The following is a 24,684-nucleotide window of genomic DNA, read 5'->3' as shown; positions in this document are numbered from 1 at the left end:
CCCTTGTGATTTAAGTTAATTATTTGATTTACTTAACCAAAGCCATCTTCTTCGATTGAATGAATGACTTTGTACTTCCCCTTGCATTTATCTGATATACATATGTACCTGATGGCAATTCTCTCGCATCAAATACTACTCTCTGATAGCCTGCTTCCATACTTCCGTTTAATATCTCCCGTACCTTCTCTCCTAATGAATTGTATATGCTCAGAACTACCTCACTCTTCTCTGGCAAACTGAACTCTATCGTCGTTGCAGGATTGAATGGATTTGGATAATTCTGATATAATACATATTCGTTCGGTATCTCTACCTCTACTTCTATCTCCTGACTGTATTCTATCGTGCCATCAAGGTCTATCTGTTTCAATCTGTAGATGTACTTTCCTGCCTTTAACTGCTTATCTACATACTGATAACTCTGTCTCTCTGTTGTTGTTCCCTTTCCACTTACATATCCTGCTACTGTCCAGCTTTCTAATCCTTCCATCTTCCTCTGTACCTCAAAACCCTGATTGTTCGTCTCTGTTGCTGTCTGCCATTCAATTATTACATTATCTCTTTCTGTCTTCGCTGTAAATGCTGCTAACTCTACAGGAATTACTATCTCCATCTGTATCGGAACTGTTACACTCGGGGTTAACGGATCATTGCTCTGTATTACCATATCCATTGAATATGACCCCAGTGGATAGTCCTCCGTCTTGAAGGTCAGCTGTACTGCCATACTGTTTCCATTATATACTGTCCCTCCGAATATGTTGTTTACCAACCACTCCGGTGCTGCTTCTATCTTTACTGCCATATTGTTATGTACATAGTTTGCATTGTATGCTATCTGTAATCCATCCGTCCCCGTGCTGTTCTCTATGCCTACTGTGGCTGAGTTTAATGTTGCGTTCATATTGTTGTAGTAGTACATTATCTTTCCGCTTGAGTACAATACTATCTGGAATGTCAATGATCCTGTTCCACTGTACTTCTGCCAGTTAGTGAATTGTATCGTCAACTTTCCTGATTCCTGCAAATAATGTACACTTCCCTGTGTCCTTCCATCCAAATCATCCCAGAATGGGGCTATTACATTATTCGGAAGTGCTGTGTTTGGTATCGTTCCATTACTGAAGTAACTGCTCGTTAATGTTGTGAAACTTAAGAATCCGTTGGTACTTAAGTATGCCTGTGTATAATTGTTTCCGTAAAACGGGAATGTCATTCCCAATGGTACTGTTGTGTATCCATCATCAAGGGTTCCTGTCCAGCTGGTTATCTGTACTGCTGATGGATTTGTGCTGATATCATTCCATACATACTGTGGCCCGTTTGGTTCATCACTGTCTATCCATCTGTAGCCGAATATGTCCGGTCCGCCCTGTCCTTCTATTGACATTCCTTTTCTTTCTTTCTCTGAATTCTTTATCTCATCTCCGTTGCCTTCGGTTATTACAGGATTCTTCGGTACTAACTTTATCTCTACTGCTTCTCCCGGAAATGTGTTATTCTCAAGTGATACTGTGAAATCAAGTGTTGATGATGATGTGGATACATTTGATATCATCACTGAATCTACTACTGTTGTGTTCGGCTCAAGTATTTTCAGCATTGATGCCGGACTTACACTTATCACTGGTGCTGCTAATGTTGTTCCTGATGGACTGTTGGATACATCAGACCAGTTGCCCCATGCATCTCTTGAGCGAATTGCGAAATAGTATGTAGTACTAAAGTTTAATCCGGTAACGAGTAACTCCTGAGGTGTTCCGGCTGCGCCAGGTACTCCGGGATATGTTAACGGATTAGCTGCGTAAAATGATGTAGTATCTGTAATTGGTGATAAAGACCATCGAATATCATATTGTGTTACACCACCCATTGAAGTATCAAGTGGTGCTGTCCAGGTAAGTCTTAGGGAATTTGATGTTGGATCAACTACTGCTAAATCGGTTATTGTCGTTGGCGGAATAGTATCAGGAGTTCCTAAACTCATCATTGCTGCAACAACATCAATTAAACCTGTACCGTAAGTATTATCCTCACCTGCAGTTCCAAGATCAATAGCAGTGTTGTATAGAGCAAATTTAATTTGTTGTCCGGTTAATGTTGGTGCAAATTGTTTTAATAAAGCAATGGCACCGGCAACATGCGGTGAAGCCATTGAAGTACCACTAAGAACAGTATAACCGGTTGAACTTCCTGAAGAACGAACATTTACTCCGGGAGCAGAAACTTCAGGCTTAATTAATAATGAACCTGTTCCTCCACAAACCGAAGGACCACGACTTGAAAAGCTTGCAATAGGATTATTATTTCCACCGTTATAAGATACTGCATCAATTGCAGCAACACAGAAAACATTTACTTCATTAGTATTGATATTCTTTGGTTTAGTAATTGTGCTGGCACCTGGACCACTATTTCCAGCTGAAAAAACTACTGCAATACCAGCAGTTTCAACTGCATCAAGTGTAGTTTTATAAATTCCAGAGCACTCGTTAGTTACAGAAGGGTCATACCAACTATTTGAAATTGCATCGGGCATATCGTCAATTGTCGCAGGATTTCCATCCGGATTCATTGCCCATTGAAATGCTGCTACGGAATTTGATGTGTGCGGACTTGAACAAATTGTTTTTGCAGCAATCCATTCTGCATCGATTGCAACTCCAACTGTATCAGGAGTTGTGAGTGATCTTCCTACCATTGTTCCCATTGTGTGAGAACCGTGTCCATCACAATCACTAGGAGTTGTTGTTCCTCCACCTGGATCAAACCACGCCTGATTTGATGGAACATGATTTCCTCTCCATTTATGCTGAAGTGCTGGATGATTCGGGTAAACTCCTGTGTCAATGTTCATTAAAAGTCTGCCCTGACCTGTAATTCCCATTGCCCAAAGCTGATCTGCTTTTATAACACGTAAACCAATTTCGACTGATTCGTGTCCCTCTACATCACCTTCGGACACAACTTCTGGCTTATCTAATTCAAGAATGGCATCCAAATCCATTTGAGCAATATCCATTCTCGACATCAATTCCAGCATCACTGATGGTTTTGCTTCTACCATTACAAGGTTTGCAACCCAGAAGGATTGGTATTGGAATACTTCACCAGCTGATTCTTTTGCCTGAAGATAATTTAATAGATTTGGTTGGGTTTCCTGAGCTTTTCTCTGAAGTGCTGTAATTACCTCATAAGCTCTTCTTTCTAATGTGGCTTTTTCATGATAAAGCCGTTGATCTAATGCTAATAGGTCCACTTGATCTCTCAGAAGCACTAACGCTCTAACATAATCATCTGGACCAGCTTTTTGAATTGCTTCCTGCAACCTCGAGCTTACTTCTACCTGAGCTAGCGAAGTAGCGACGAAAGCAATTAAAACGAACAGAAAAAGTGCTTGTTTTTTCACTTGATTGCTCCTCATTTATTGGTTGGATGAATTTCTTACAAACATAATTAGTAAAATAATTTTATTCAAGAAATAAATTGAAAAATTTAAGCAAATGAATTAATTTTACCAGAGAATTATGAAAAGAATTATCAATCAAATATCGTCCATTTCGCACAGAAGCTACTTTGTTTCCAGCTTTGAAAATGTCTTTTAAGCTTTACCTTCCTTTTTAACTTTTCCTAATAAAAATATTTAATAACATAAAAATCTTTCAAGGAGATTTTTTATGAAATCAGTATTAAACCCTGAAATGCTTATAAAACCTTCTATTGAACCATCAAAAGTTCACGAAACCATAGCTAAATTTATGCTTGCTGATGGTTTTGATATTGTACTTGATTTACAAAACAGCAATGGTGTACATCTTGTAGATGAGAAAACTGGTGAAAGTTATTTTGATTTTTTCACTTTTTTTGCTTCTTCTCCGTTAGGATTGAATCACCCTTATCTAAGATCTGAAGAGGTTCAGAATACGCTTGGTTTTGTGGCTGTGAATAAACCTTCCAACTCTGACATATATACAACTTATATGGCAGATTTTGTTGATACATTTGCACGAGTTGCAAAACCTGATTATATGAAACATTTATTCTTTATTTCCGGTGGAACTTTAGCAGTTGAAAACGGGCTTAAAGTCGCATTCGATTGGAAAGTTCAGAAAAATTTTCAAAAAGGATTTAAGGAAGAAAAAGGATTTCAGGTTATTCATTTCAGAGAAGCTTTTCACGGAAGAAGTGGTTACACTTTATCTTTAACAAATACCGATCCTACAAAAGTAAAATATTTTCCAAAGTTCAACTGGCCTAGAATTATTAATCCAAAAGTTAAATTTCCAATTGAAAACCATCTTGAAGAAATCATCAAATTAGAAAACCAGGCAATTGATGAAATCTACGCAGCGATTAAAAACAATCCTGATGATATAGCTGTGATAATTATTGAACCAATTCAGGCAGAAGGTGGAGATCATTTCTTCAGAAAAGAATTCTTTATAAAACTTCGTGAGATTGCCGATGAAAATGATATTATGCTGATGTTCGACGAAGTACAAACTGGATTCGGCATTACCGGAAAGTTCTGGGCTTCTGAATATTTTGTTAAACCTGACATAATTTCTTTCGGGAAAAAAGCTCAGGTTTGTGGTATTATGGTTTCAGACAGAGTTGATGAAGTTGAAAATAACTGCTTCAAAGTATCAAGCAGAATAAATTCAACCTGGGGAGCTGACTTGGTTGATATGGTTCGTTCAAAATTTATTCTTGATGTTATCCATAATGATAATCTTGTTGAAAATTCAAGAATAGTTGGTGAACATCTGAAAAATGAATTGATTAAACTTCAAAATGATTTCCCATCTTTAATCAGCAATGCCCGTGGACTGGGACTTATGTGTTCATTTGACTTACCATCAACTGAACTCAGAAATAAATTCAGAAAAATTGCTTATAAGGAAAAACTTATGATTCTTGGTTGTGGTGAAAAAGCAATCAGATTCAGACCGCCATTGACAATTACCAAAGATGAAGTTGATGAGGGCTTGCATATTATCAGAAAAGTTTTGAATTTTATGTCGTAGCTAATAACAATTTATGTTACACTACTTGCACGAGGCGGCTCCATTGGTTTGGAGCCGTTATCGTTTTTAAAAATTATGAAACTTTTTGTAGTCAGTACACCAATCGGAAACTTGAAAGATATTACTTTAAGAGCGCTTGAGACTCTTAAAGAGGTTGATTTTATTATTTGTGAAGACACACGAGTAACAGGAAATCTGCTCAGACATTATGAAATAAGTAAAGAGCTCATCTCACTTAATGCATTTAATGAATCTCAAAAACTTCATCAGATAATTGAAAAAATTCTTTCGGGAAATTCAGCTGCATTAGTTTCTGATTCCGGAACACCGACTATTTCAGACCCGGGCAACAGACTAATTTCTGAAGCAATCAAAAATAAAATAGAAGTTATTGCAATTCCCGGAGCTTCTGCAGTCATTGCAGCGTTATCAATCAGCGGTTTACCAACTGATTCATTTGTATTTGAAGGTTTCCTTCCTCAAAAAAAAGGACGACAAAAAAAACTTAAACAATTAGCCGAAGAAGAACGAACAATTGTTCTGTATGAATCTGTTTACAGGATTGAAAAACTTTTGGATGAATTGATTGAACACATGCCCGAAAGATTGATAGTTGTTTGCAGAGAATTAACAAAAAAATTTGAAGAATGCTGGCGAGGATTTCCCGCTGAAATCAAATCAAATGTTTCAGAAAAAATTATTAAGGGAGAATTTGTAATTATAATCGCTCCTAAAAACTGGAGACAGTAACACTAATCTTCAGAATGATACTCAACTATACTTCTTACATCATAAGATTTCAGTTTCTCTCTTCCCTTCAGAAAACTTAACTCGATTATAAAAGAAATCTGAACGACATTTCCTCCAAGTTTCTCAATCATTTTACAAACAGCTTCCATTGTTCCACCGGTTGCAAGCAAATCATCGTGAATGAGAACATTATCGCCCGGATTTATTGCATCTTTATGAACTTCCAAAGTATCAGTTCCGTATTCAAGTTGATAAGTTGCCTGTTCTTTTTCAGCAGGAAGTTTTCCGGGTTTTCTAACAGGTACAAAACCCGCATTTAATTTTTCAGAAAGTATTGAACCGAAGATAAATCCACGCGATTCAATACCAACGACTTTATCAACCTTTAAACCTTTAGCAAAATCCAATAGCTTTTCACTTGTGTATTTCATTGCTTGAGGATTTTTAAGAAGAGTTGTAATATCACGAAACATTATTCCCTGTTTCGGAAAATCTTTTATATTTCTGATGTATTCTTTAAGATCCATAAAATACCTTAATTACTTATTTAGAAATTTATTTATTCCTTCTTCAAAATCTTTAGTTGAGCGACTTAATACATTAAGTCTTAAACAATATTTAACTGCATCTTCAACATTCATTGATGAAATGGTGTGAATCATATGCTTCGTCATCATCATACTTTCTAATGAATTTGCATTTAATTTTTCAGCAAGATTAAATGCTTCCTTAAGAACATTTTCGGAAAGATAATTTACCAAACCAATCTGATAAGCAACAGTTCCGTCAATGATTTCGCCACTAAGCATTAATTGTTTTGCTTTTCCCTCGCCAACTTTTTTTAATAAAAAGATCGAAACAATAGCCGGCACAAAACCAATCTTAACTTCTGAATAACCAAATTTTGATTCTGAAGGACTGGCAACAATAAAATCACAAACTGATGCAAGTCCGCAACCACCAGCTATTGCAGCACCATTGACTGCAGCTATTGTCGGTTTTTTACAGTTGTAAATTTTAAGAAACATCTCAGCTAATGATCTGGAATCTTTTTCATTTTCAACTGCGGAATTGTTTTTTATCTGACTCAGATATTCCAAATCAGCACCGGCACAAAATGCTTTGCCTTCACCTGTTAAAATTATTGATTTGATTGAATTGTCTGATTCTGCTTCAAAGAATTTTTCTTTTATCAATGCAACAAGTTCTGAATTTAATGCATTGCGTTTATCAGGACGATTTAATGTTATTACAGCGGTATTGTTTTTTATTTCGTATTTAATCATAAATTTCTCTCAGCTTTTCTTTTCAGAAATTTTTTGAACTCATTCAAAGCCAAACAATTTATAACTTCCTTCTGTTGAATTCCACCTTTTCGTGCGATTGAGATTCCGTATTTTGTATAAAGTAAATCCTCAGTTGAATGTGCATCTGCGTTAATTGAGAAATTACAACCTTTATTCCGGGCATAATAAATCCATCGCCAATCGAGGTCAAGTCGTCTTGGATTTGAATTGATTTCAATTGCAACATCATTTGCAGCACAAGCATCAATTATTTTTTTCACATCAACTTTGTATGAATCTCTTGAAAGTAAAAGTCTTCCGGTTGGATGACCTAATAAATCAGTGTAAGGATTTTCAATTGCTTTGATAATTCGTTTGGTCATATCAGTTTCAGATAAATTGAACTGTGAATGAACTGATGCAACAACGAAATCAATATTTTTCAAAAAGTCATTTGAATAATCAAGTGAACCATCAGTTAATATATCAGATTCAATTCCCTGAAAGACAACAAAGTTTTTCTCTTCGGAAAATTGTTTCAGCAGTTTTTTCTGTTCGAGTATTCGCTCTTCATTCAAACCATTTGCATAAAAAGCTGATTTACTGTGATCACATACTGCAGCATAATTAAATCCAAGCTCTTTGGCTTTGTGTATCATTGAATCGAGTGTGTCTCTTCCATCAGAAAAAGTTGTGTGGAAGTGAAGCAATCCTTGCATATTGCTGAAATTAAGATCAGAATTTTTTCTGTTTTTCTCTTTCAACGAAAAATATTCTTCTTCGCGCATCTCAGGAATTACAAATTCCATCTTCATTGATTTGAAAAATTCTGACTCGCTTTTGCCTTTAAGTTTAACAAATTCAAATCCTGATTTGGAAAGAAATTCCCTTGAGCCAGTTGAATCGAACAAAGTCTTTTCGAAAGTCTCTAAATCTTTTGTAAAATAAATCGAAACAGGAATTTGATAATTGGTTTTTATAAATAACTGATTGTTTTTCTTTTCAGTAATTTCAAAATGCTCGATAAAAGTTTTTTCCTTATCAATCAAAACAACAAAATCAATTTGTGATATTACCTCGCGAATTCTTCTCAACTCACCTGTTCTTGAGATTTTCTTTACAGATTTTATTGTTGATAGTTCAGCTTCTATTTCATTAGCGATTTTATCAGCTTGATTCAGTAGTATATATTTAGCAAAGTACTTTCTTTTCTCAAGCTCAGCAAGAATTTTTTCCTGAGTAGTTTTTCCAAATCCCTTCAGTAAAGCTATACGGTTTTCTTTACAGGCATACTCAAGTTCACCGATTGAAGTAATTCCAAGTTGATCATAAAGAAGTTTTATTTTTTTAGGACCAAGACCGTGAATTGAAAATAACTCCAGCAAAGTTTCCGGAATATTTTCCAGTAAAGATTTTAATTCGCTTGATTCTCCTTTCTCAGCAAATTCATAAATAACTGATTGTAGCCCTTTACCTATTCCTTTAACTTCAGCAAGTCGCTTTTCTTTAAGATAAACATCAAACTTATCTCCGAGTTGTCTGATTACATTTGCACCATTTCTGAAGGCATTTACTTTGAATGGATTTTCTCCTTTGAATTCAAGTAAATCAGCGATGTTATAAAGAAGATTTATTATTTCTTTTCTCTCTGACATTTATAATCCGGTAATTAATTTCATTTGAATGTAAACTGAAAAAAAAGCCAGCAAAATTCCGGCTACAACCTGACTCAACGAATGACATTTCAATTCAATTCTTGACCAACCAACAAACAAAGCAATAATCATTGCTACAAAACTACTCCATCCAAAAGTAAAAAATAAAGCTGCCGCAGCACCACTCGCACCCATCGAGTGAGCACTTATCTTCCAGTATTTATTTATTATGATAGTAATGAATGTGTTACTGATATAACAAAACCAGAACGCAATTGAAATTATCGAAACTTTTGAAAGTAACAAGATTATTAAGCCAATTGAGTAAAAGACAACTGCAATTAAATAAGGTAAAGTTCTCTGGTCTTTAATCATTGCGTCATTATCTGAAATCATTTTTTTCTTTCTCATTAAAATGAACATTGCAATCGGTAAAATGAATCCGAAAATCAAAGCAACAAGAAAAACCGTTAACGAATTTTGAAATGATGTTTCAATTGAAAAAGCAAAGATTGAATAAACTATTATAGTAAATGAAGGCGGGACAAAAATAGTCGAAATCAATCTGGCAAATTTATTTTTCATCAGATGATTGTATTTCTGATTTCGCTTTGAGTTTTGAGAATTTTCAATTCGTCAAGATAATTGAGCAAACAATTTTCAACTGAGGTGTAATCATAAAATTGCATTACCTCACTTCTGATTTTGGATGCGTGATGCATTCCTTTCAAATATCCCGTATAAAATTTTCTATGCTCAATCACAGCTCTGCGTTCACCTTTAATATCTATTGCAAGTTTAAGATGTCTGAGACAGGTTTTAATTTTTAATTCTTCATCTACAACAGTTGAAACAAATCCTTTATTCAAAAGCTCTTTCGATTCAAGAAAAATCCAGGGATTGCCTATCGCTCCTCTAGCAATCATTACAGCATCAGCATTAGTTTCATCAAAAGCTCTCTTAACATCTTCAGGAGTGAAAACACCACCATTAAGCACAACCGGAATTTTCACAACTTCTTTAATCTTTGGAATCCAGCTCCAGTCAGGTTCACCACGATGACCCATTTTTCTTGTTCTGCAATGAACTGTTAATGCTGCAACTCCAATATCTTCTAATCTTTTTGCAATCTCCAGAATCTGAATACTGTTTTCATCCCATCCAATTCTTGTTTTAACGGTAACGGGAAGTTTTACATTATCAACAACTCCTTTGATAAGCTTTTGCATAAACTCCGGATCTTTCAATAAAGCACTTCCGGCACCACAACCAACAACATTTTTAACCCAGCAACCAGCATTGATGTCAATTATATCCGGATTTTCATCCTCAGCAATTTTAGCAGCTTCTATCATTGATTCCGGATTACCTCCATAAATCTGAATTCCGACTGGTCTTTCTGCCTGATGTATTTTTAATTTTTTGTGAGTCTTCTCGCTACCACGTATCAATCCTTCTGAATTAACAAATTCAGTATAGACTACCTCTGCACCAAGTTCTTTACACACAAGTCTGAATGAAAGATCAGTTACATCTTCCATCGGTGCAAGCAATATCGCTTTTTCTATTTCAATCTTTCCAACTTTGAACATTACTAATCATTCCATTTAAGTTTTTTAGGAAGATAAAAAATACTTACCAAAAATATGATTGCGGTGAACAATGCTCCAGTCAAAAACGGAAAAGGATAACCCAAATATTCAAAGGCAAATCCACCCCAAAGCGGTCCAAGCATTCTTGCAAATGCTGACATTGATTGATTTATTCCTAAAGTCATTCCCTGTTCCTGTTCTGATGTAACTTCAGAAATAAGACTAAGAATTGTTGGTTGGAATAATCCGGTTCCTATTGAAAGAAAAAATCCAACGATTGCAAGCCCAAGAAAATTTCCTGCATAAGGAATCAGAGCAAGATTAAGACTGATAAGGAAAGAACTAATAATGAAAATATTCTTTTTCGAAAGAAATTTATTTATTGTTCCGATTAAAGTTCCCTGAACAATTGCTGAAGTCAATCCGATTATCCCAAACATATAACCATTTTGTCTGTCAGTAAAATGATAAACCTGAATCCCAAGTAAAGCGAATGTTCCGTAAATATTCGCAAATGAAAATGTTAATACAAAGAATAGCGATATCAATAAAGCCAGATCAGGTTTTCTGAACACATGTTTGAAAGATTCAACATCGATTAGCTTTCTTTTTCTCTGCGGTGTAATAGTTTCAGCATGAGGTTGAACAGAAATTTTTAAAGACTCTGGTAAAAGAAAAGTTGTGAGAACAAATGCCAGAAAAGAAAATCCAGCCGAAACATAACCAACAACAGCATAACCAAACTCAGATAAAATTCCTCCGAGCAAAGGACCAAAAACAAATCCCAATCCGAACGCACTTCCTATTATGCCCATTCCTTTTGAACGATTTTCAGGAGTAGTTACATCAGCAATGTACGCTTGTGCCACTGATATACTACTACCTCCTATTCCTGCAATAACTCTTGAAAGCAATAAGAGTAAAAAACTGTTTGTTATAGAAAATAACAGATAACCGATTGCATTTAACAACAGACAAAAAATGATTACAGGTCTTCTTCCCCGCTTATCTGAAATTCTTCCAAAAATCGGATTGAAAATAAATTGAATGAATGAATAAGCTGAAATTACAATTCCGATTGAAGCTTCATCAATATTAAGTACTTTCAGTCCAAAAGCAGGGAGAATCGGAATCAGGAGACCAAATCCCAACAAATCAATAAATACTGTTAAAAATATTAAGATTAGAGCTGTTGATTCTTTTTTCATTAAAACTTCTGCATTTAACTAATTCTGAGTTGCAAAGTTAATGTTAAAGCACCAAATAATTAGTGATTATCAGTGACGATATAACTTTACATTCTGTGTATAGTAAGTTATTATCTCATCAGTATCTGATTTTGCCTGTTTGATTTTTGCTTTATCAATTTCTGTTAAAAATGGAAGCTCCTGATAGAAGGTTTCGTCATTAATCGGAAGGATTAAGTATTCATTTCCTCTTTCAGTTCTGCCTTTGAAAACCCAGGTCGGTAGATATTCGATTGATGAGATTTTTATTTGGTTGGATTTAAGATTTTTTTCAAGATTCAAATAAAGAATTACCCCTGCATCGGTAAATCTGTTTCTTTGATTGGATATAAAATTTCCCAACGAATAAGCAACAATTCCTGTATCAAGTTTAGCTTTCTGAGTTTTGAAGAATTCTGCTGGTTGAATAACATGTGGATGACTTGCAGTGATTAAATCAGCACCAAATTCAATTGTCTTATTAACAACCGCTTTCTGAAATTCAGATGGAATACGCTGATATTCGTTTCCAAAGTGATAATTTACTAAAACAAGTTCAGCACCATTTTCTCTGGCTTTCAGAATATCTTTTTGTATTAACTCTAAATCAATAAGATTGATTAAATATTTTTTGCCTTTGGGAATCAAGCTTCCATTTGTTCCGTAAGAATATGCAAGAAATGCTATTTTAATTTCATTGAGTTTAAAAATCCTGATTGAATCTCTGTCACATTGAGATTGAAAAGCTCCGGTATAGCCAAGATTATTTCGGATTAAAGTTTCAATTGTTGTATAAACTCCGGCTTCACTCTGGTCAAGAGTATGATTATTAGCAAAGCAAACAAAATCAAATCCATTCTGAGATAATGCTGAAACATATTCCTTTGGCGATTTGAATCTTGGATAACCTGAATAAGTACTTCCTTTTTTTCCAATTACTGTTTCAAGATTTCCGAAAGTAAAATCAGCATGTTCAAGATAAGGTTTTACAAATCTGTACACAGGATTAAAGTCAAATGAATCCTTTGCAACCTTTGCATAATTGTACTGAGGCGAATGACACATTAAATCACCAACAACAGCAATTCGTATTGTTACAATTGAGTCAGTTGCAACTAAACTTTGATTTATTTTTAACTCAAAATGACTTATTGAGAAAAAATAAGAAATCAGAAGCGAGGTAATGAGAAGTACTGTCTTAATCATTTGTTTTTAGAATATGATAAAAGGCTGAGCTATTACTAACTCAGCCTTAAAGAAAATAATCATTAACTAATGTTTACGGATTTTTCTGAGCTTTTCTCTGAGCTTTAACTTCCTGAACATTATTTCTGATTTCCTGACAAAGCTTTCTTAATTCGCTTAGTCCTTTTCTTACTCTTGTTCCAGCAGCAGATTGACCTTTTTCATAGAATTTATGAAAATCCGGCTCAAGAGATTTTACGAAATCAACAAGTTTTTGGTATTGGTCCATTTGGTCCTCCTATAAAGGTTAGTGAATGAAAGTTAATTAATGTTTTCAAGAATAATTTCAGCAATATCTTTTACCTGAACTGTATCCTGTTTTTCAAAATGTTTTACTCCATCATTCAACATTGTCATACAAAACGGACAAGCTGAAGCAATTGTATCAACTCCGGTTGAAAGTGCTTCTTTCGTTCTTTCTTCATTTATTCTTCCGCCTTCTTCATCTTCTAAAAACATTCTGCCACCGCCAGCTCCGCAACAAAAACCACGACTTTTGTTTCTGTTCATCTCTTTTATTTCTATTGATGCTGAGTTTATAACATTTCTTGGAGCTTCATACACATCATTGTATCTGCCAAGGTAACAGGAATCGTGATAAGTAATCTCTTTTTTAACATTTGAATCTTTTAATTGAAGTTTACCTTCGTTTATCAGCTCGCTTATGAATTCTGAATGATGTTTAACTTCAAAATTTCCACCGAATTGAGGATACTCATTTTTCAATGAATGAAAACAATGCGGACAAGCGGTTACTATTTTCTTCACATTATATGAATTTAATGTTGCAATGTTTTCCTGCATCATCATCTGAGCGAGATATTCATTGCCTAATCTTCTTGCAGTATCTCCATTACATTTTTCTTCTGTACCAAGTATTCTGAAATCCACACCAGCTTTCTGCATAATTGTTGCAAAAGCTTTTGTAACTTTTTTATATCTGTCATCAAATGAACCTGCACATCCAACCCAGAAAAGAATTTCTCCATCAGAATCTTCAGCTAATGTTTTTATGTTCATACCTTCAGCCCAGGCAGCTCTGTCAGCAGAATTGAATGCCCACGGAGTATAATTCGTTTCAAGACTTTTGAAGACATTATTCAAATTAGAAGGAAATTCGGATTCGGTTAAAACAAGATATCTTCTCATATCAATTATTGAATCAAGATGTTCAATCATTACCGGACATTCCTGAACACACGCCATACAAGTTGTACATTCCCAAAGCTCAATATCTTTAACATAATCGTGAACAAGTTTTTTGTTCGTAACATCTTCATCAGTTTTTCCGTCAACAAGTAGCGGAGCTTTATCTTTAGTGCGCTGTCGAATATTGACAATTATTTCTCTTGGTGATAATGATTTGCCAACTGTATGAGCAGGACAAGCATCTGTGCATCTGCCACATTCAGTACAAGAATATCCATCAAGAATTTGTTTCCAGGATAGTTCTTCAATATCTGATGCACCAAAAGTATCGGCATTTTCATCTTCAAGATTTAACGGTTTAATTGTATTTCTTTTGGGCTCAAGATTAGCAAAGAATACATTTGGGATTGAAGTTAAAACATGAAGATGTTTTGAATATGGTAAATAGTTCAGGAATCCAAAAATTATGAGAATGTGCATCCACCAGAAAAATTCATAGATAAAAGTATTTGATGTTGAAGTGGAATCAAAAATTAAAAAGCTTAAAGATGCAGAAATTGGCCTGTATTCATTCGGATGGAAGTTAAAATTATTTAATGAGAAAGCAGCAGAATTGTATCCGAACATCGAAACACAAACAAACATTATCATAACCAGAATAAAAGCTGCATCAAGTTTGCCTTCTTTATCAACATTCAATCTTGGTACTTTCTGAATAAACCTTCTGTAAAAGGAAACTAAAACGGCTATAATTACAAAAACACCAAAGATGTCCTGAACAAAAGAAATAATAGTATAAAAGAACCCAAGAAATGATAAAGTGAATGGAGAGTAAAATCCTTGAATGATTGATTCGATTACAGCAAAAATAAAAAGCATAAATCCCCAGAAAATAAGAAGATGCAACAAACCAGCTACAGGATCTCTTAGTAATTTTGTTTGGGCAAAAGCAATAACAAGAACTCTTTTAATTCTTTCTTTGAGATTATCAAACCTGTTATCCTCCTTTTTTGCAACAAGCATAAACCTGTAGAGACGAAAACAGCTATAACCAAAAAATCCAAATGCGGAAAGAAAAACCAGAATGAAAATGTAATTTTTTAATTCCATAAGTAAGAATGAGTCAATTGTTATTCAGATATTTTTTGAAAAATGATAATGTTTTTTCCAATACTCTATCAAATTTAGTGTTGGATGATTCAAGCGGATGAACAATATCAAAAGTATGACCTGATGAAGGAATAATTTCGAACTCAGTTAATTTTTTATCAGAATATTCATAAAGTAATCTGCCTTCATCAACAGGAACTGTTAAATCCTGTTCACCGTGAATTATTAAAAATGGTTTATTCAAACTTTTTACAGCTTTTTCAATATTTAAGGATGAATTTTTATTCGCTTCAATATCTTCAAGTAATGCTGCATTCATTCTCATCATTTGATTTGTGCGGGAATTCAAAACTTCGATAAAACCTTTTTCACGCCATTCTTTTTTCTGTCTTTCGGTATAACGATCAAGTTTTGCAACGGAAGCCCAAACAGCCAATGCATCTACATTTTTATTATTCGATGCTGCTAGAATACTAACCGCACCACCTCTGCTGTGTCCAACCAAACCAACAGACGAACATTTTATTTTTCCAAAATGACTGTTTTTTACAGCAACAATTATTTCATTTAATTCACTTACTTCGAGAGAAATCGTATTATCCGCAAATTTTTCAAGCTCATCAAATTCTGTTAATGATTTTCCAACTCCGTTATGCGAAAAATTAAAACTGACTACATTAAAACCTTTATTTGAAAAATACTCAGCTGTGTAAGGCCAGAATCCCCAATCTTTAAATCCTTTGAATCCGTGAACTAAAATCAAACAAGTTTTAGAAATTGAAATATCTTGATGATAAATCGATGCCCTGATTTTATTGCCTGATTGCGTTAAAAAGCTAAATTCTTCTCTCATTGGCCTGAAATATCAATAAATATGCTTGAAAAGTCAATAATTTTTAAAAATTTAGCAATTATTTTATCTGTGTTAAAAATTTGACTTTTTCACAATTATTGTTATTAAAAATTGAGGCAAATATGGATTTTCAATTTACAGACGAACAAAAAATGCTTCGCGGACTGGTTAAAGAGTTTGCGGATTCAGAAATTCGACCTTTAGCAAAAAAAATTGATGAAGATGAAGAAATTCCGAAAGAGCTTATTAAAAAAATTGCCGAAGTTGGTTTTTTAGGAACAGCTTTTCCGGAAAAATATGGTGGTTCAGGATTCGGTGAAATTGGTTATTGCATTCTGCAGGAAGAAATCACCAGAGCTTGTAGCTCAACAGCAACTTTCATTGGCGCACATCAGTCAATCGGAACAAATGCAATTTTTATTGGCGGCTCAGAAGAATTGAAAAAGAAATACCTTCCTTCACTAACTTCGGGAGAAAAAATTGCAGCATTCGCACTAACAGAAGCTGAAGCCGGTTCTGATACTTTCAATCTTCAAACAAAAGCAGAATTAAAAGGAGATAAATGGATTATTAACGGTTCAAAAGTGTGGATTACTAATGCAGGAATTGCTGATGTATTTTCTGTATTTGCAAGAACTGAAAAAGGAATAACCGGATTTGTCGTCGAGAAAGATTTTCCGGGAGTTTTTGTTGGTCCCAAAGAAAAGAAACTAGGAATAAGAGGCAGTGTAACCAATTCAATAACTTTTGAGAATGTTGAAGTACCAAAAGAAAATATAATTGGTCAGGATGGAAGAGGATTTTTAATAGCAATGAAAACTCTTGATGCAGGAAGACTTGGCTTGGGAGCTTGTTGTCTTGGAGCTTCAAAAGAGTTACTTGAAATTTCAACCGGATACTCAAAACAAAGAAAACAATTTGGTGAACCAATCAGCAGATTCCAGGCAGTTCAGTTTATGTTAGCAGAAATGGCTGCTAAAATTTATCCGATGGAAAGTATAGTTTATCGAACTGCTAAGTTGTATGACGAGCACAAAGATGTTTCGCAGGAAGCTGCAATTGTAAAATTGTTTTGTTCAGAAGCAATGGTTGAAATTGCAGATAAAGCTTTACAAATTCACGGTGGAATGGGATTCAGTCGTGAATTGCCTTTAGAGCGATATTATCGTGATGCAAGAATCCTTAAAATTTTTGAAGGAACTAACGAGATTCAGAAAATGATTATTGGAAGGCACGTAATTAAATCAAATGGTAAATGGATGAATTGATTCGATATGAATTTATTTTCATAAATATCATAGTTAAATTAAACCAGACAAAAATCTGAAATTATGCATCCCTTAAAAAAATATTTACTTGTTATTCCTTCGATTGATATTAAAGATGGAAAAACTGTGCGAGTTGTTCAGGGAATTCCCGAACTGAATTGTAAGGAATATGGAAATGACCCGGTTGAAATGGCAATGATTTGGCGAGCTGAAAATGCAAAGATGTTGCATGTAGTTGATTTTGACGGAGCGATTGACCATTCACACAAGAATTTTCCGATAATTGAAAAAATTTGTTCGTCAGTTATCATTCCGGTTGAGTTTGCTGGTGGTGTAAGAACAATAGAAGATGCAGATGCACTATTTGAAATGGGAATTTGCAGAATTGCCATAAATACAATGGCTTTGGAAAACAGACAGCTATTCAATAAACTTTTTGAGAAACACGGACCAAACAAAGTTGTAATTTCACTTGACATTGTGGATGAAGAACTTATAACTAGAGGAAGACAAAATAAAACCGGCATAAATTATCTTTCTTTTGCAAAAGAAATGGCTGAGATGGGAATTGAAAGATTTGTTGTTACAGATATTAAGCGTAATGGAGTGCTTGGTGGACCAAATATCCAGTATTCACTTAATGTTGCAAAATTGACTAACGCTAAAGTTACTCACTCTGGTGGTATTCGTAATAAAGATGAATTGCTTGATTTACAAAATTATCTTGATCAGGGAATTGATTCTGTAATTATTGGAAGGGCTTTATATGAAAACAGATTTCCCTGTCAGAAAATATGGCGAATTGCTGAATCAGGAATTTTTAATTAAAGGATTTCTTATGACAGAAGAAAAAACAAAAATTGTCAAGAGTAGTTTCTGGACAAACTTTTTTAATTCTCCAACCGAACGACACGACCTTGAAAAGTCATTGAGTTCAATTCCGCTGTTTTCTTCTTTGTCCAGAAAAGAATTAAAACTTCTGCTCGAAATTATTCATAACCGAACTTATGTAGCAGGTGAATTTATTTTTCTTCAGGGAGATCCGGGAATTGGTTTGTACATTGTTCGCGAAGGTGAAGTTGAAATCAGGAGAAAAGATAGCTCAGGAAAAGAACACACGCTTGCAAATTTTGTTAAAGGAGATTTTTTCGGAGAACTCGCACTTGTTGATGGAGAAAAAAGATCAGCTTCTGCTATTGCACTTACGGATTGCCGTATTTCTGTTCTCTTCAAACCTGACTTGGATGAGTTTATTGAAAAATTCCCAAAGAAAGGAATTAAAATACTTCAGGGAATTTCAGTCATTCTTGCTGAAAGATTAAGAAAATTAAACGAAGACTATTTTCAACTTCTAATAACTAAATCAAACGGGAGTTAGCCATGTCAATTACAATAAAAAAAATTCTCGTTCCAATTGATTTTTCTGATTATTCAAAAAGCGCATTAAAATATGCAGTAAACTTTGCCAAAGTTTTTAATGCAGAAATGTATCTTATTTATGTAGTTGAGCCGGTTATTTATCCACCGGATTTCAGTATGGGTCAGATTGCAATTCCATCAGTTACAATCGAAATGGACGAAAGAGCAAAGGAAGAGTTGACGAAACTTGCTCAACAGGAAATTCCGGCTGATATTCAAAAACATATAATTATCAAAACCGGGAAACCTTTTGTAGAAATAATTGAAACTGCTGCTCAGGAAGATATTGATTTAATCATTATTGCAACTCACGGTCATAGTGGAGTTGAACATATATTATTTGGTAGTACCGCAGAAAAGGTAGTAAGAAAAGCTCCTTGTCCGGTTCTGACATTACGAGAGCCGATAAAAGGTTTTCAGTTTAAGGATGAAATTAAGAGGGAGAAAAAATCTTAGTTTTTTCTTTCTGTTACAAAATCAACTAAAGATTCAAGAGCAAGTTTAGTTTGCGAATCAGGAAAAACTGCGAGAGAATTTTTTGCTTCAAGTGCAAACTTCCTTGAAATACTGTAAGCGTATTCTATTCCATTATTTTCTCTCACAAATGAAATAACCTTTTTTACAGCATCGGAGTCATGTTTGTTCTTCAGTAATTTTCTTATCGAGCTTGCTTCCTGTTTGGAAACTTTATTTAATGCATAGATAAGTGGAAGTGTGATTTTCTTTTCTTTAATATCACCACCAACCGGTTTGCCTGTTATTGATGAACTTCCTTCATAATCAAGAATATCATCACGAATCTGAAAAGACATTCCTAATGAGTGCCCATAATTTTTTAATGCATTTATATAAGTTTCGTTTTGAGTGGCGCTCATCGCTCCAATAGTGCAACAGGTTTCAATCAATGATGCAGTTTTATCCGAAATTACTTTGAAATAGGTCTCTTCGTCAATATCAAGTTTCCTTGTTTTTTGAATCTGAAGTAACTCCCCTTCTGACATTCTTTTTACAGCATTTGTAATCACACCAAGAAAATCAAAATCTTTTCCATCAACGGCAATCATCAAACCTCTCGAAAGAAGATAATCTCCCATCAACACAGCAACTTTATTTTTGAAAACTTTATTGATTGACCACAAACCTCTTCTTTTATCTGCATTATCTACAACATCATCGTGAATAAGAGTTGCAGTATGAAGAAGTTCAACTAAAACTGCACCGCGATAAGATCTTTCGTTAATTCCACCGGCGATCTTTGATGAAAGTAATACCAAGAGTGGACGAATCTTCTTCCCTTTCTGACGAATAATATATCTTGCAACCAAATCAACCAATCCAACCTTGCTTCGCATTGAATCTTTGAAAATTGATTGGAAGGTATCCAACTCATTTTTTATGGGTAAACTTATGTCAGAAAGTTTTACTGTACTCAACTTTTTTTCTGTGAAAATTTTGAAACTAAAATACTTATCTCATAAAGGAGAACCAAAGGAACTGCAAGTATTACTTGCGAAACCGGATCAGTTCCGGGTGTAAGGATAGCAGCCGCGACCATAATTATTACAATTGAATGCTTACGATATTTTCTCATGAAAGATGGTTTAAGGATTCCAAGCTTTGATAAGAAGAAAGAAAGCATCGGAAGTTCAAATACTAATCCTGCAGCTAACATCACACTTATAATGATTGACATATATTCATCAACTGCAAACTCATTTTTAATTGTCTGAGTTCCGAATTGAGCAGCAAATGATAACGCAAGCGGTAACATAACAAAATATGCGAAAGCTATTCCTGCCAGAAAGCAAACAGTTGTGAAAATTACAATAGCTAAAATGTATTTTCGTTCGTGCTTTCTTAAAGCTGGCGAAATAAATTTCCAGAATTGATAGAATACATTTGGAATGCTTAAAATAAGTCCTGCTATAAGTGCTATCTGAAAGTATAGAAAAATTTGTCCAAAAGGTTTAAGGTTTTGAAGGGAAACTCTATTTTCTTTTGCAGGTCTTAAAAGAATTTCCTCAACAAGAAAATCAATAAATATCCAGGCGACAATTGTTCCTATTACAATACCGATTAGTGAATATATTATTCTCCAGCGAAGTTCTTCGAGATGTTCTATAAAAGTCATCTCTTTTTCTTCGTAACTTTCCCCTTCAATCTCCTTAACTTGCTCTAATTCTTCTACAGCCACCTTAATTCATTTCTGCAAATAATGGAAATCCTGATGTTAATTGTTTTACTTCTTGTTTGAGATCACCGAGAATCTTTTCATTTTCAACATTCATAATCGCTCTGTTGATTATATCAGCAATAACTTCCATCTCTTTTTCTTTCATACCGCGAGTAGTTAATGCAGGCGTTCCGATTCTAATTCCGCTGGTTACAAAAGGACTTCTTTTATCGAATGGGACCATGTTTTTATTAACAGTAATTCCTGCTTTCTCAAGTGCAATTTCAGCTTGCTTACCTGTAACATTTTTATTTGTCAAATCAATTAACATTAAATGATTATCGGTTCCACCTGAGACAATATCAAAACCATATTCATTGAGTTTTGCAGCAAGAGCTTTCGCATTTTTTATTACCTGACCAGCATAAACTTTAAACGAATCTTTAAGAGCTTCTCCAAAAGCTACTGCTTTAGCCATAATTACATGCATTAAAGGTCCACCTTGAATTCCCGGCATAACCATTCCATCAATTAATTCGGACATCATTTTAACTCTGTCACCTTTAGGAGTTGTAAGACCCCAAGGATTCTCTTTATCCTTTCCCATCAAAATAATTCCACCACGAGGTCCTCTTAAAGTTTTATGTGTGGTTGAAGTAACGATATCACAATATTCAAGCGGATTATTCAAAAATCCTTTTGCAATCAATCCTGCAGGATGAGCCATATCGCACATAAGAAAAGCTCCGATTGAATCTGCAATCTCACGGAATTTTTTATAATCCCAATCTCTTGAGTAAGCGCTTGCGCCAGTTATAATGAGTTTCGGTTTTTCTTTTTTTGCAAGATCAGCAATTTTATCATAGTCAAGTAAGCCGGTGTTTTCATTCAACTCGTAACCAATTGCCTGATAAAGTTTACCAGAAAAATTGACAGGCGAACCGTGAGTTAAATGACCGCCGTGAGCTAAACTTAATCCAAGAAACTTGTCACCTGGTTTCAGGAAAGTCATCAGAACAGCCATATTTGCTTGAGAACCACTATGTGGCTGAACATTAACATATTCTGCTCCGAATAATTTTTTAAGTCGTTCGCGTGCTAAATCTTCAGCCATATCCACAAATTCACATCCACCGTAATATCTTTTACCGGGATATCCTTCAGCGTATTTGTTTGTAAGTACTGAACCTGTTGCTTCGAGTACTGCAGGACTTACAAAATTTTCAGAGGCAATAAGTTCAAGTTTGCTTGTTTGTCTGTCTATTTCGGATTGAAGAACCTGATAAATTTCAGGGTCATTTTTTAGATATGATTCCATAATTTTTCAGAATTTTTATTAAATATTGTTAATCAAAAATAGAAAAGGTTTCCTGAATTCTCAAGAAACCTTTCCTTCAATGAATCTCTGTTGTGTTTTATGGTACAGTAACCGATTTGCCAATCCAGCCCACACAAGTGATTGGAATTGTATCACCTGATTTTAGCTTTCTGAAGAAGTAATCTTCCTTAGTTGGAACAGCGCCTGCAAGTGCATTTATTCTTTCTCTTGCCATATCCAAAGAAGGATCCATAGATAATGCTTTTCTGTAAGTTTGTTGAGCAAGTAAGAAAACTACTTTTGCATCAAAATCACTGCAAGAGCGTGCTGCCTGTTCGTACAAAAATCCTTCGTAATAAATTGGTAATGCCCAGCCATTTCCCTTTTCACTTGCAATCTGGAATTGAGTTCTTGCAGCAGCAAATTTACCCTGATCTTTATAAACAATTCCTAAATTCAGATAATGTTCTTTCTTATCAGGTTCAAGCTGAATTAATTTTTTGAAAGCACCTTCAGCTTTATTAAGCTGATCCGTTTTCTGATATGCAGTTGCAAGCTGATTCCAGTAGTTTATTGTTTCAGGAGATTTCTGAACAAGAAATTCCAATGGAATAATTGCTTCATTATAATCCTTTGCTCTGATTGCTGTTGAAGCATATTTCCAGGCTCTTGAAAGATCATCTTTATTTGCTTCCCAGTTTTTCTTGGTAATCTGTACAAGTTCATCAATATTTTCTACTAATGATTCAAGTATTTCAACCCAGGTTGTGTTATCAGGTTCTCTTTCAGAGAGCATATTATAAAGATCAATTGCTTTTAGTTTGTAATCATTGGTATCATTTGCATTAGCAACATAAAGCTGACCTAATCTGTTATACCAATAAGATGATAAATCTTTATCCCATTCGAATGCTTGCTCATACATCTTAATAACTTCATCAGGATTCATATTCAACCAGGTTTCAGCAACAAAAGTTTTACGAACCTGAAAATATGCCTTGTCTTCAGGTCTGTATTTCAAAGCCAAATCATAAAAATAAAGAATTGTATCATTGATTGCTTTTTTCTCGTCAAGAGAAATGTTTGAAGAATCGTGCAGATACCATAGACAATCTTCCATCTTATAGAATATCCATTTAGCAAATTTAACAGGAGCAATTTCAATCACTTTCCAACCATAAGGAACTGCGCTAGCATAATCTTTATTCTTATGATACTCTGAGAACAGACTGTAGTACTCAAGTACTTTTATTGAGTCAGGTTGTTGAGCAAGAGCTTTACTAATTGCTCCACCAGCAATTAACACGGTTAAAACGGCAATTAAAGTAAATCTTTTCACTTTCTTATTCCTTTAATTATTTAACTTACTATTTTTCATAACTTAAGAACCAGAGTTCTCCGAAACTGATTCCCAAATTTAGTTTAATAAAATTTTCTTTTAACAAATTATTTTCTGTTGTTCCTCTCATAGCATATTGCAATGCAATATCAACTGAATTATCTATTCCGAGAGGAAGAGTCACTCCTGCATAAACACTATATTGATTTATTCCTGTATTCTTAAAATAATATGGTGTTTGTTCATAACTTAAACCAACTCTCCAGTTAACTCGTTCCCAGAACGACATCCCCAACTGTTGCGTTGGAATGAACTCAAATCCCGTGCTAAACTTAAAACCGTCTCTTAATTGAGTATTCTGAATGCCGGCAATTTTAAAATTACTAAAATTCTGAGCTGAATAGTCAATTGTAACCAAATAGTTTTTACCAAAAATAAAACTTAATCCAAGATTTAAGCGAAGCGGGACTTCAATTTTTGTTCTTGATTGTGCAATCGTGTCCACCAAAATGGACGAAGTAGTTGTCAATATTGTATCGGTATCAAGTTTTGATATGTAATTAACTGAACCACCTAATCTTATATCTGATAAAAAGTCAGTTTTCAGAATTTCATTAAGATTGGAGGAGATAAAACCAACTGTAGTTCCGAATCCGGTAGGTCTGTAGGATAAATTATATTCTGCAGTGTAATTATTATCGTTTTTGAAACTGAGTGTGGAATAATAATTAAGATTGCCAAAATAGTAATCAAGTGTTGCACCTAAAGAAAAATTAAATGGTAATCTGTAAGATGAACCAATGAATAATTTTGATAATCCGCCTTTGCCTTCATAATTAATGGAATAATCAGAAATTAATGTATCACTGCTTTGAAAATTTTGTACAGCTTTGTAACTGATTCTCGAATAAGGAATAAGTCCCGCAGCAATACCAATTCCATATTCTGTACTAACAGGGAAACCAAATGTGAAACCTTCAATCTCTGTTTCTGCGGTATAATAACTTGTGCTACTATTTGCAATTGAAACTCCGTTGTAGGCAAGACCAAATTCAATTCGTGTTCGATTAAAATCAGACCAGCTTGCAGGGTTAGTTGTTGAAATATGCGCTTTATCTAAAAGAGAAACTCCTAATTGTCCCATTCCCTGTTGTCTTGCAGAAAAAGAATACTTTAAATCTCCAATTCCATATCTTGTGTAGGGAGAGCTACTTTGCGAATAAACAATTGATGATAATAAAAGAAAAATTAAAACTAAATTAAACTTCATA

The 24,684-nt window shown here is 34.4% G+C and carries 22 protein-coding genes; 6 read left to right on the top strand and 16 right to left on the bottom strand.

Translation table 11 applies throughout. From position 1 onward, the window contains the following. Positions 1–28 precede the first annotated feature (28 nt). Positions 29–3,412, bottom strand: a complete 3,384-nt coding sequence (locus Q0X14_RS01900; RefSeq protein ID WP_297841687.1) for a S8 family serine peptidase — start codon at positions 3,410–3,412, stop codon at positions 29–31. A 268-nt stretch (positions 3,413–3,680) separates the two neighbouring features. Here Q0X14_RS01900 and lat point away from each other — a divergent pair, with 268 nt between their 5' ends. Beyond that, on the top strand, positions 3,681–5,030 hold the full coding sequence (gene lat, locus Q0X14_RS01895; protein ID WP_297841684.1) for an L-lysine 6-transaminase: 1,350 nt from the start codon (positions 3,681–3,683) through the stop codon (positions 5,028–5,030). 75 nt (positions 5,031–5,105) lie between these two features. Next, positions 5,106–5,780 (top strand): 16S rRNA (cytidine(1402)-2'-O)-methyltransferase, encoded by a 675-nt coding sequence (rsmI, locus tag Q0X14_RS01890; RefSeq protein WP_297841681.1) that lies wholly within the window; start codon positions 5,106–5,108, stop codon positions 5,778–5,780. A gap of 2 nt (positions 5,781–5,782) precedes the next feature. Here the strand turns inward: rsmI and Q0X14_RS01885 are convergent, their stop codons facing one another. The 10 genes from Q0X14_RS01885 to Q0X14_RS01840 form a co-directional block, all read right to left on the bottom strand. Beyond that, positions 5,783–6,307 (bottom strand): adenine phosphoribosyltransferase, encoded by a 525-nt coding sequence (locus Q0X14_RS01885; protein WP_297841678.1) that lies wholly within the window; start codon positions 6,305–6,307, stop codon positions 5,783–5,785. A gap of 12 nt (positions 6,308–6,319) precedes the next feature. Further along, positions 6,320–7,066: an enoyl-CoA hydratase/isomerase family protein gene (locus Q0X14_RS01880; RefSeq protein WP_297841676.1), complete on the bottom strand. Its 747-nt coding sequence runs from the start codon at positions 7,064–7,066 to the stop codon at positions 6,320–6,322. Continuing rightward, a complete protein-coding gene (gene polX / locus Q0X14_RS01875) occupies positions 7,063–8,721 on the bottom strand; it encodes a DNA polymerase/3'-5' exonuclease PolX (RefSeq protein WP_297841675.1) in 1,659 nt (552 codons plus the stop codon). The genes Q0X14_RS01880 and polX overlap by 4 nt, the downstream gene beginning before the upstream one ends. Continuing rightward, positions 8,722–9,306, bottom strand: a complete 585-nt coding sequence (locus Q0X14_RS01870) for a hypothetical protein (protein ID WP_297841673.1) — start codon at positions 9,304–9,306, stop codon at positions 8,722–8,724. Continuing rightward, positions 9,306–10,313 carry a tRNA dihydrouridine synthase DusB gene (dusB, locus tag Q0X14_RS01865; RefSeq protein WP_297841670.1) on the bottom strand — a complete coding sequence of 336 codons (1,008 nt, stop codon included), beginning with the start codon at positions 10,311–10,313 and terminating at the stop codon, positions 9,306–9,308. Before dusB ends, Q0X14_RS01870 begins: the two co-directional genes overlap by 1 nt. 2 nt (positions 10,314–10,315) lie before the next feature. Then, a complete protein-coding gene (locus Q0X14_RS01860) occupies positions 10,316–11,521 on the bottom strand; it encodes an MFS transporter (protein WP_297841667.1) in 1,206 nt (401 codons plus the stop codon). A 69-nt stretch (positions 11,522–11,590) separates the two neighbouring features. After that, positions 11,591–12,745 carry a CapA family protein gene (locus Q0X14_RS01855; protein ID WP_297841665.1) on the bottom strand — a complete coding sequence of 385 codons (1,155 nt, stop codon included), beginning with the start codon at positions 12,743–12,745 and terminating at the stop codon, positions 11,591–11,593. A 73-nt stretch (positions 12,746–12,818) separates the two neighbouring features. Next, positions 12,819–13,013, bottom strand: coding sequence for a histone H1 (locus tag Q0X14_RS01850; protein WP_297841662.1), 195 nt, complete (start codon positions 13,011–13,013; stop codon positions 12,819–12,821). A 32-nt stretch (positions 13,014–13,045) separates the two neighbouring features. Continuing rightward, the gene (locus tag Q0X14_RS01845; RefSeq protein WP_297841660.1) at positions 13,046–15,043 is read right to left on the bottom strand and encodes a heterodisulfide reductase-related iron-sulfur binding cluster; all 1,998 of its coding nucleotides are present in this window, start codon (positions 15,041–15,043) and stop codon (positions 13,046–13,048) included. Between the two features lie 13 nt (positions 15,044–15,056). Beyond that, a complete protein-coding gene (locus Q0X14_RS01840; RefSeq protein ID WP_297841658.1) occupies positions 15,057–15,896 on the bottom strand; it encodes an alpha/beta fold hydrolase in 840 nt (279 codons plus the stop codon). Between the two features lie 122 nt (positions 15,897–16,018). Between Q0X14_RS01840 and Q0X14_RS01835 the strand changes: the two genes are divergently transcribed. The 4 genes from Q0X14_RS01835 to Q0X14_RS01820 all read left to right on the top strand — a co-directional run bounded on the left by Q0X14_RS01835 (position 16,019) and on the right by Q0X14_RS01820 (position 19,039). Further along, positions 16,019–17,164 (top strand): acyl-CoA dehydrogenase family protein, encoded by a 1,146-nt coding sequence (locus Q0X14_RS01835; RefSeq protein ID WP_297841655.1) that lies wholly within the window; start codon positions 16,019–16,021, stop codon positions 17,162–17,164. Between the two features lie 63 nt (positions 17,165–17,227). Next, positions 17,228–17,992 carry a 1-(5-phosphoribosyl)-5-[(5-phosphoribosylamino)methylideneamino] imidazole-4-carboxamide isomerase gene (locus tag Q0X14_RS01830; RefSeq protein ID WP_297841652.1) on the top strand — a complete coding sequence of 255 codons (765 nt, stop codon included), beginning with the start codon at positions 17,228–17,230 and terminating at the stop codon, positions 17,990–17,992. Continuing rightward, the gene (locus Q0X14_RS01825) at positions 17,931–18,542 is read left to right on the top strand and encodes a cyclic nucleotide-binding domain-containing protein (RefSeq protein WP_297841647.1); all 612 of its coding nucleotides are present in this window, start codon (positions 17,931–17,933) and stop codon (positions 18,540–18,542) included. Before Q0X14_RS01830 ends, Q0X14_RS01825 begins: the two co-directional genes overlap by 62 nt. Positions 18,543–18,544: 2 nt before the next feature. After that, entirely contained in the window at positions 18,545–19,039 is a 495-nt protein-coding gene (locus Q0X14_RS01820) for a universal stress protein (RefSeq protein ID WP_297841644.1), read from the top strand. On the opposite strand, the gene Q0X14_RS01815 is transcribed toward Q0X14_RS01820, so the two are convergent. From Q0X14_RS01815 to Q0X14_RS01795, 5 genes are all read right to left on the bottom strand, one after another. Beyond that, positions 19,036–20,016, bottom strand: coding sequence for a polyprenyl synthetase family protein (locus Q0X14_RS01815; protein ID WP_297841642.1), 981 nt, complete (start codon positions 20,014–20,016; stop codon positions 19,036–19,038). The genes Q0X14_RS01820 and Q0X14_RS01815 overlap by 4 nt on opposite strands. Further along, on the bottom strand, positions 20,013–20,777 hold the full coding sequence (tatC, locus tag Q0X14_RS01810) for a twin-arginine translocase subunit TatC (protein WP_297841640.1): 765 nt from the start codon (positions 20,775–20,777) through the stop codon (positions 20,013–20,015). The genes Q0X14_RS01815 and tatC overlap by 4 nt, the downstream gene beginning before the upstream one ends. Before the next feature lies 1 nt (position 20,778). Next, positions 20,779–22,074, bottom strand: a complete 1,296-nt coding sequence (gene glyA / locus Q0X14_RS01805; RefSeq protein ID WP_297841637.1) for a serine hydroxymethyltransferase — start codon at positions 22,072–22,074, stop codon at positions 20,779–20,781. 97 nt (positions 22,075–22,171) lie between these two features. Beyond that, on the bottom strand, positions 22,172–23,413 hold the full coding sequence (locus Q0X14_RS01800) for a hypothetical protein (RefSeq protein WP_297841635.1): 1,242 nt from the start codon (positions 23,411–23,413) through the stop codon (positions 22,172–22,174). A gap of 28 nt (positions 23,414–23,441) precedes the next feature. Continuing rightward, positions 23,442–24,683 (bottom strand): hypothetical protein, encoded by a 1,242-nt coding sequence (locus Q0X14_RS01795; RefSeq protein ID WP_297841632.1) that lies wholly within the window; start codon positions 24,681–24,683, stop codon positions 23,442–23,444. Position 24,684: the final 1 nt, after the last annotated feature.

This window comes from Ignavibacterium sp. (genome assembly GCF_025998815.1).
Lineage (GTDB): Bacteria > Bacteroidota > Ignavibacteria > Ignavibacteriales > Ignavibacteriaceae > Ignavibacterium.
The sequence above is the reverse complement of the archived record's forward strand: the minus strand, read 5'-3'. Positions and strand labels throughout refer to the sequence as shown.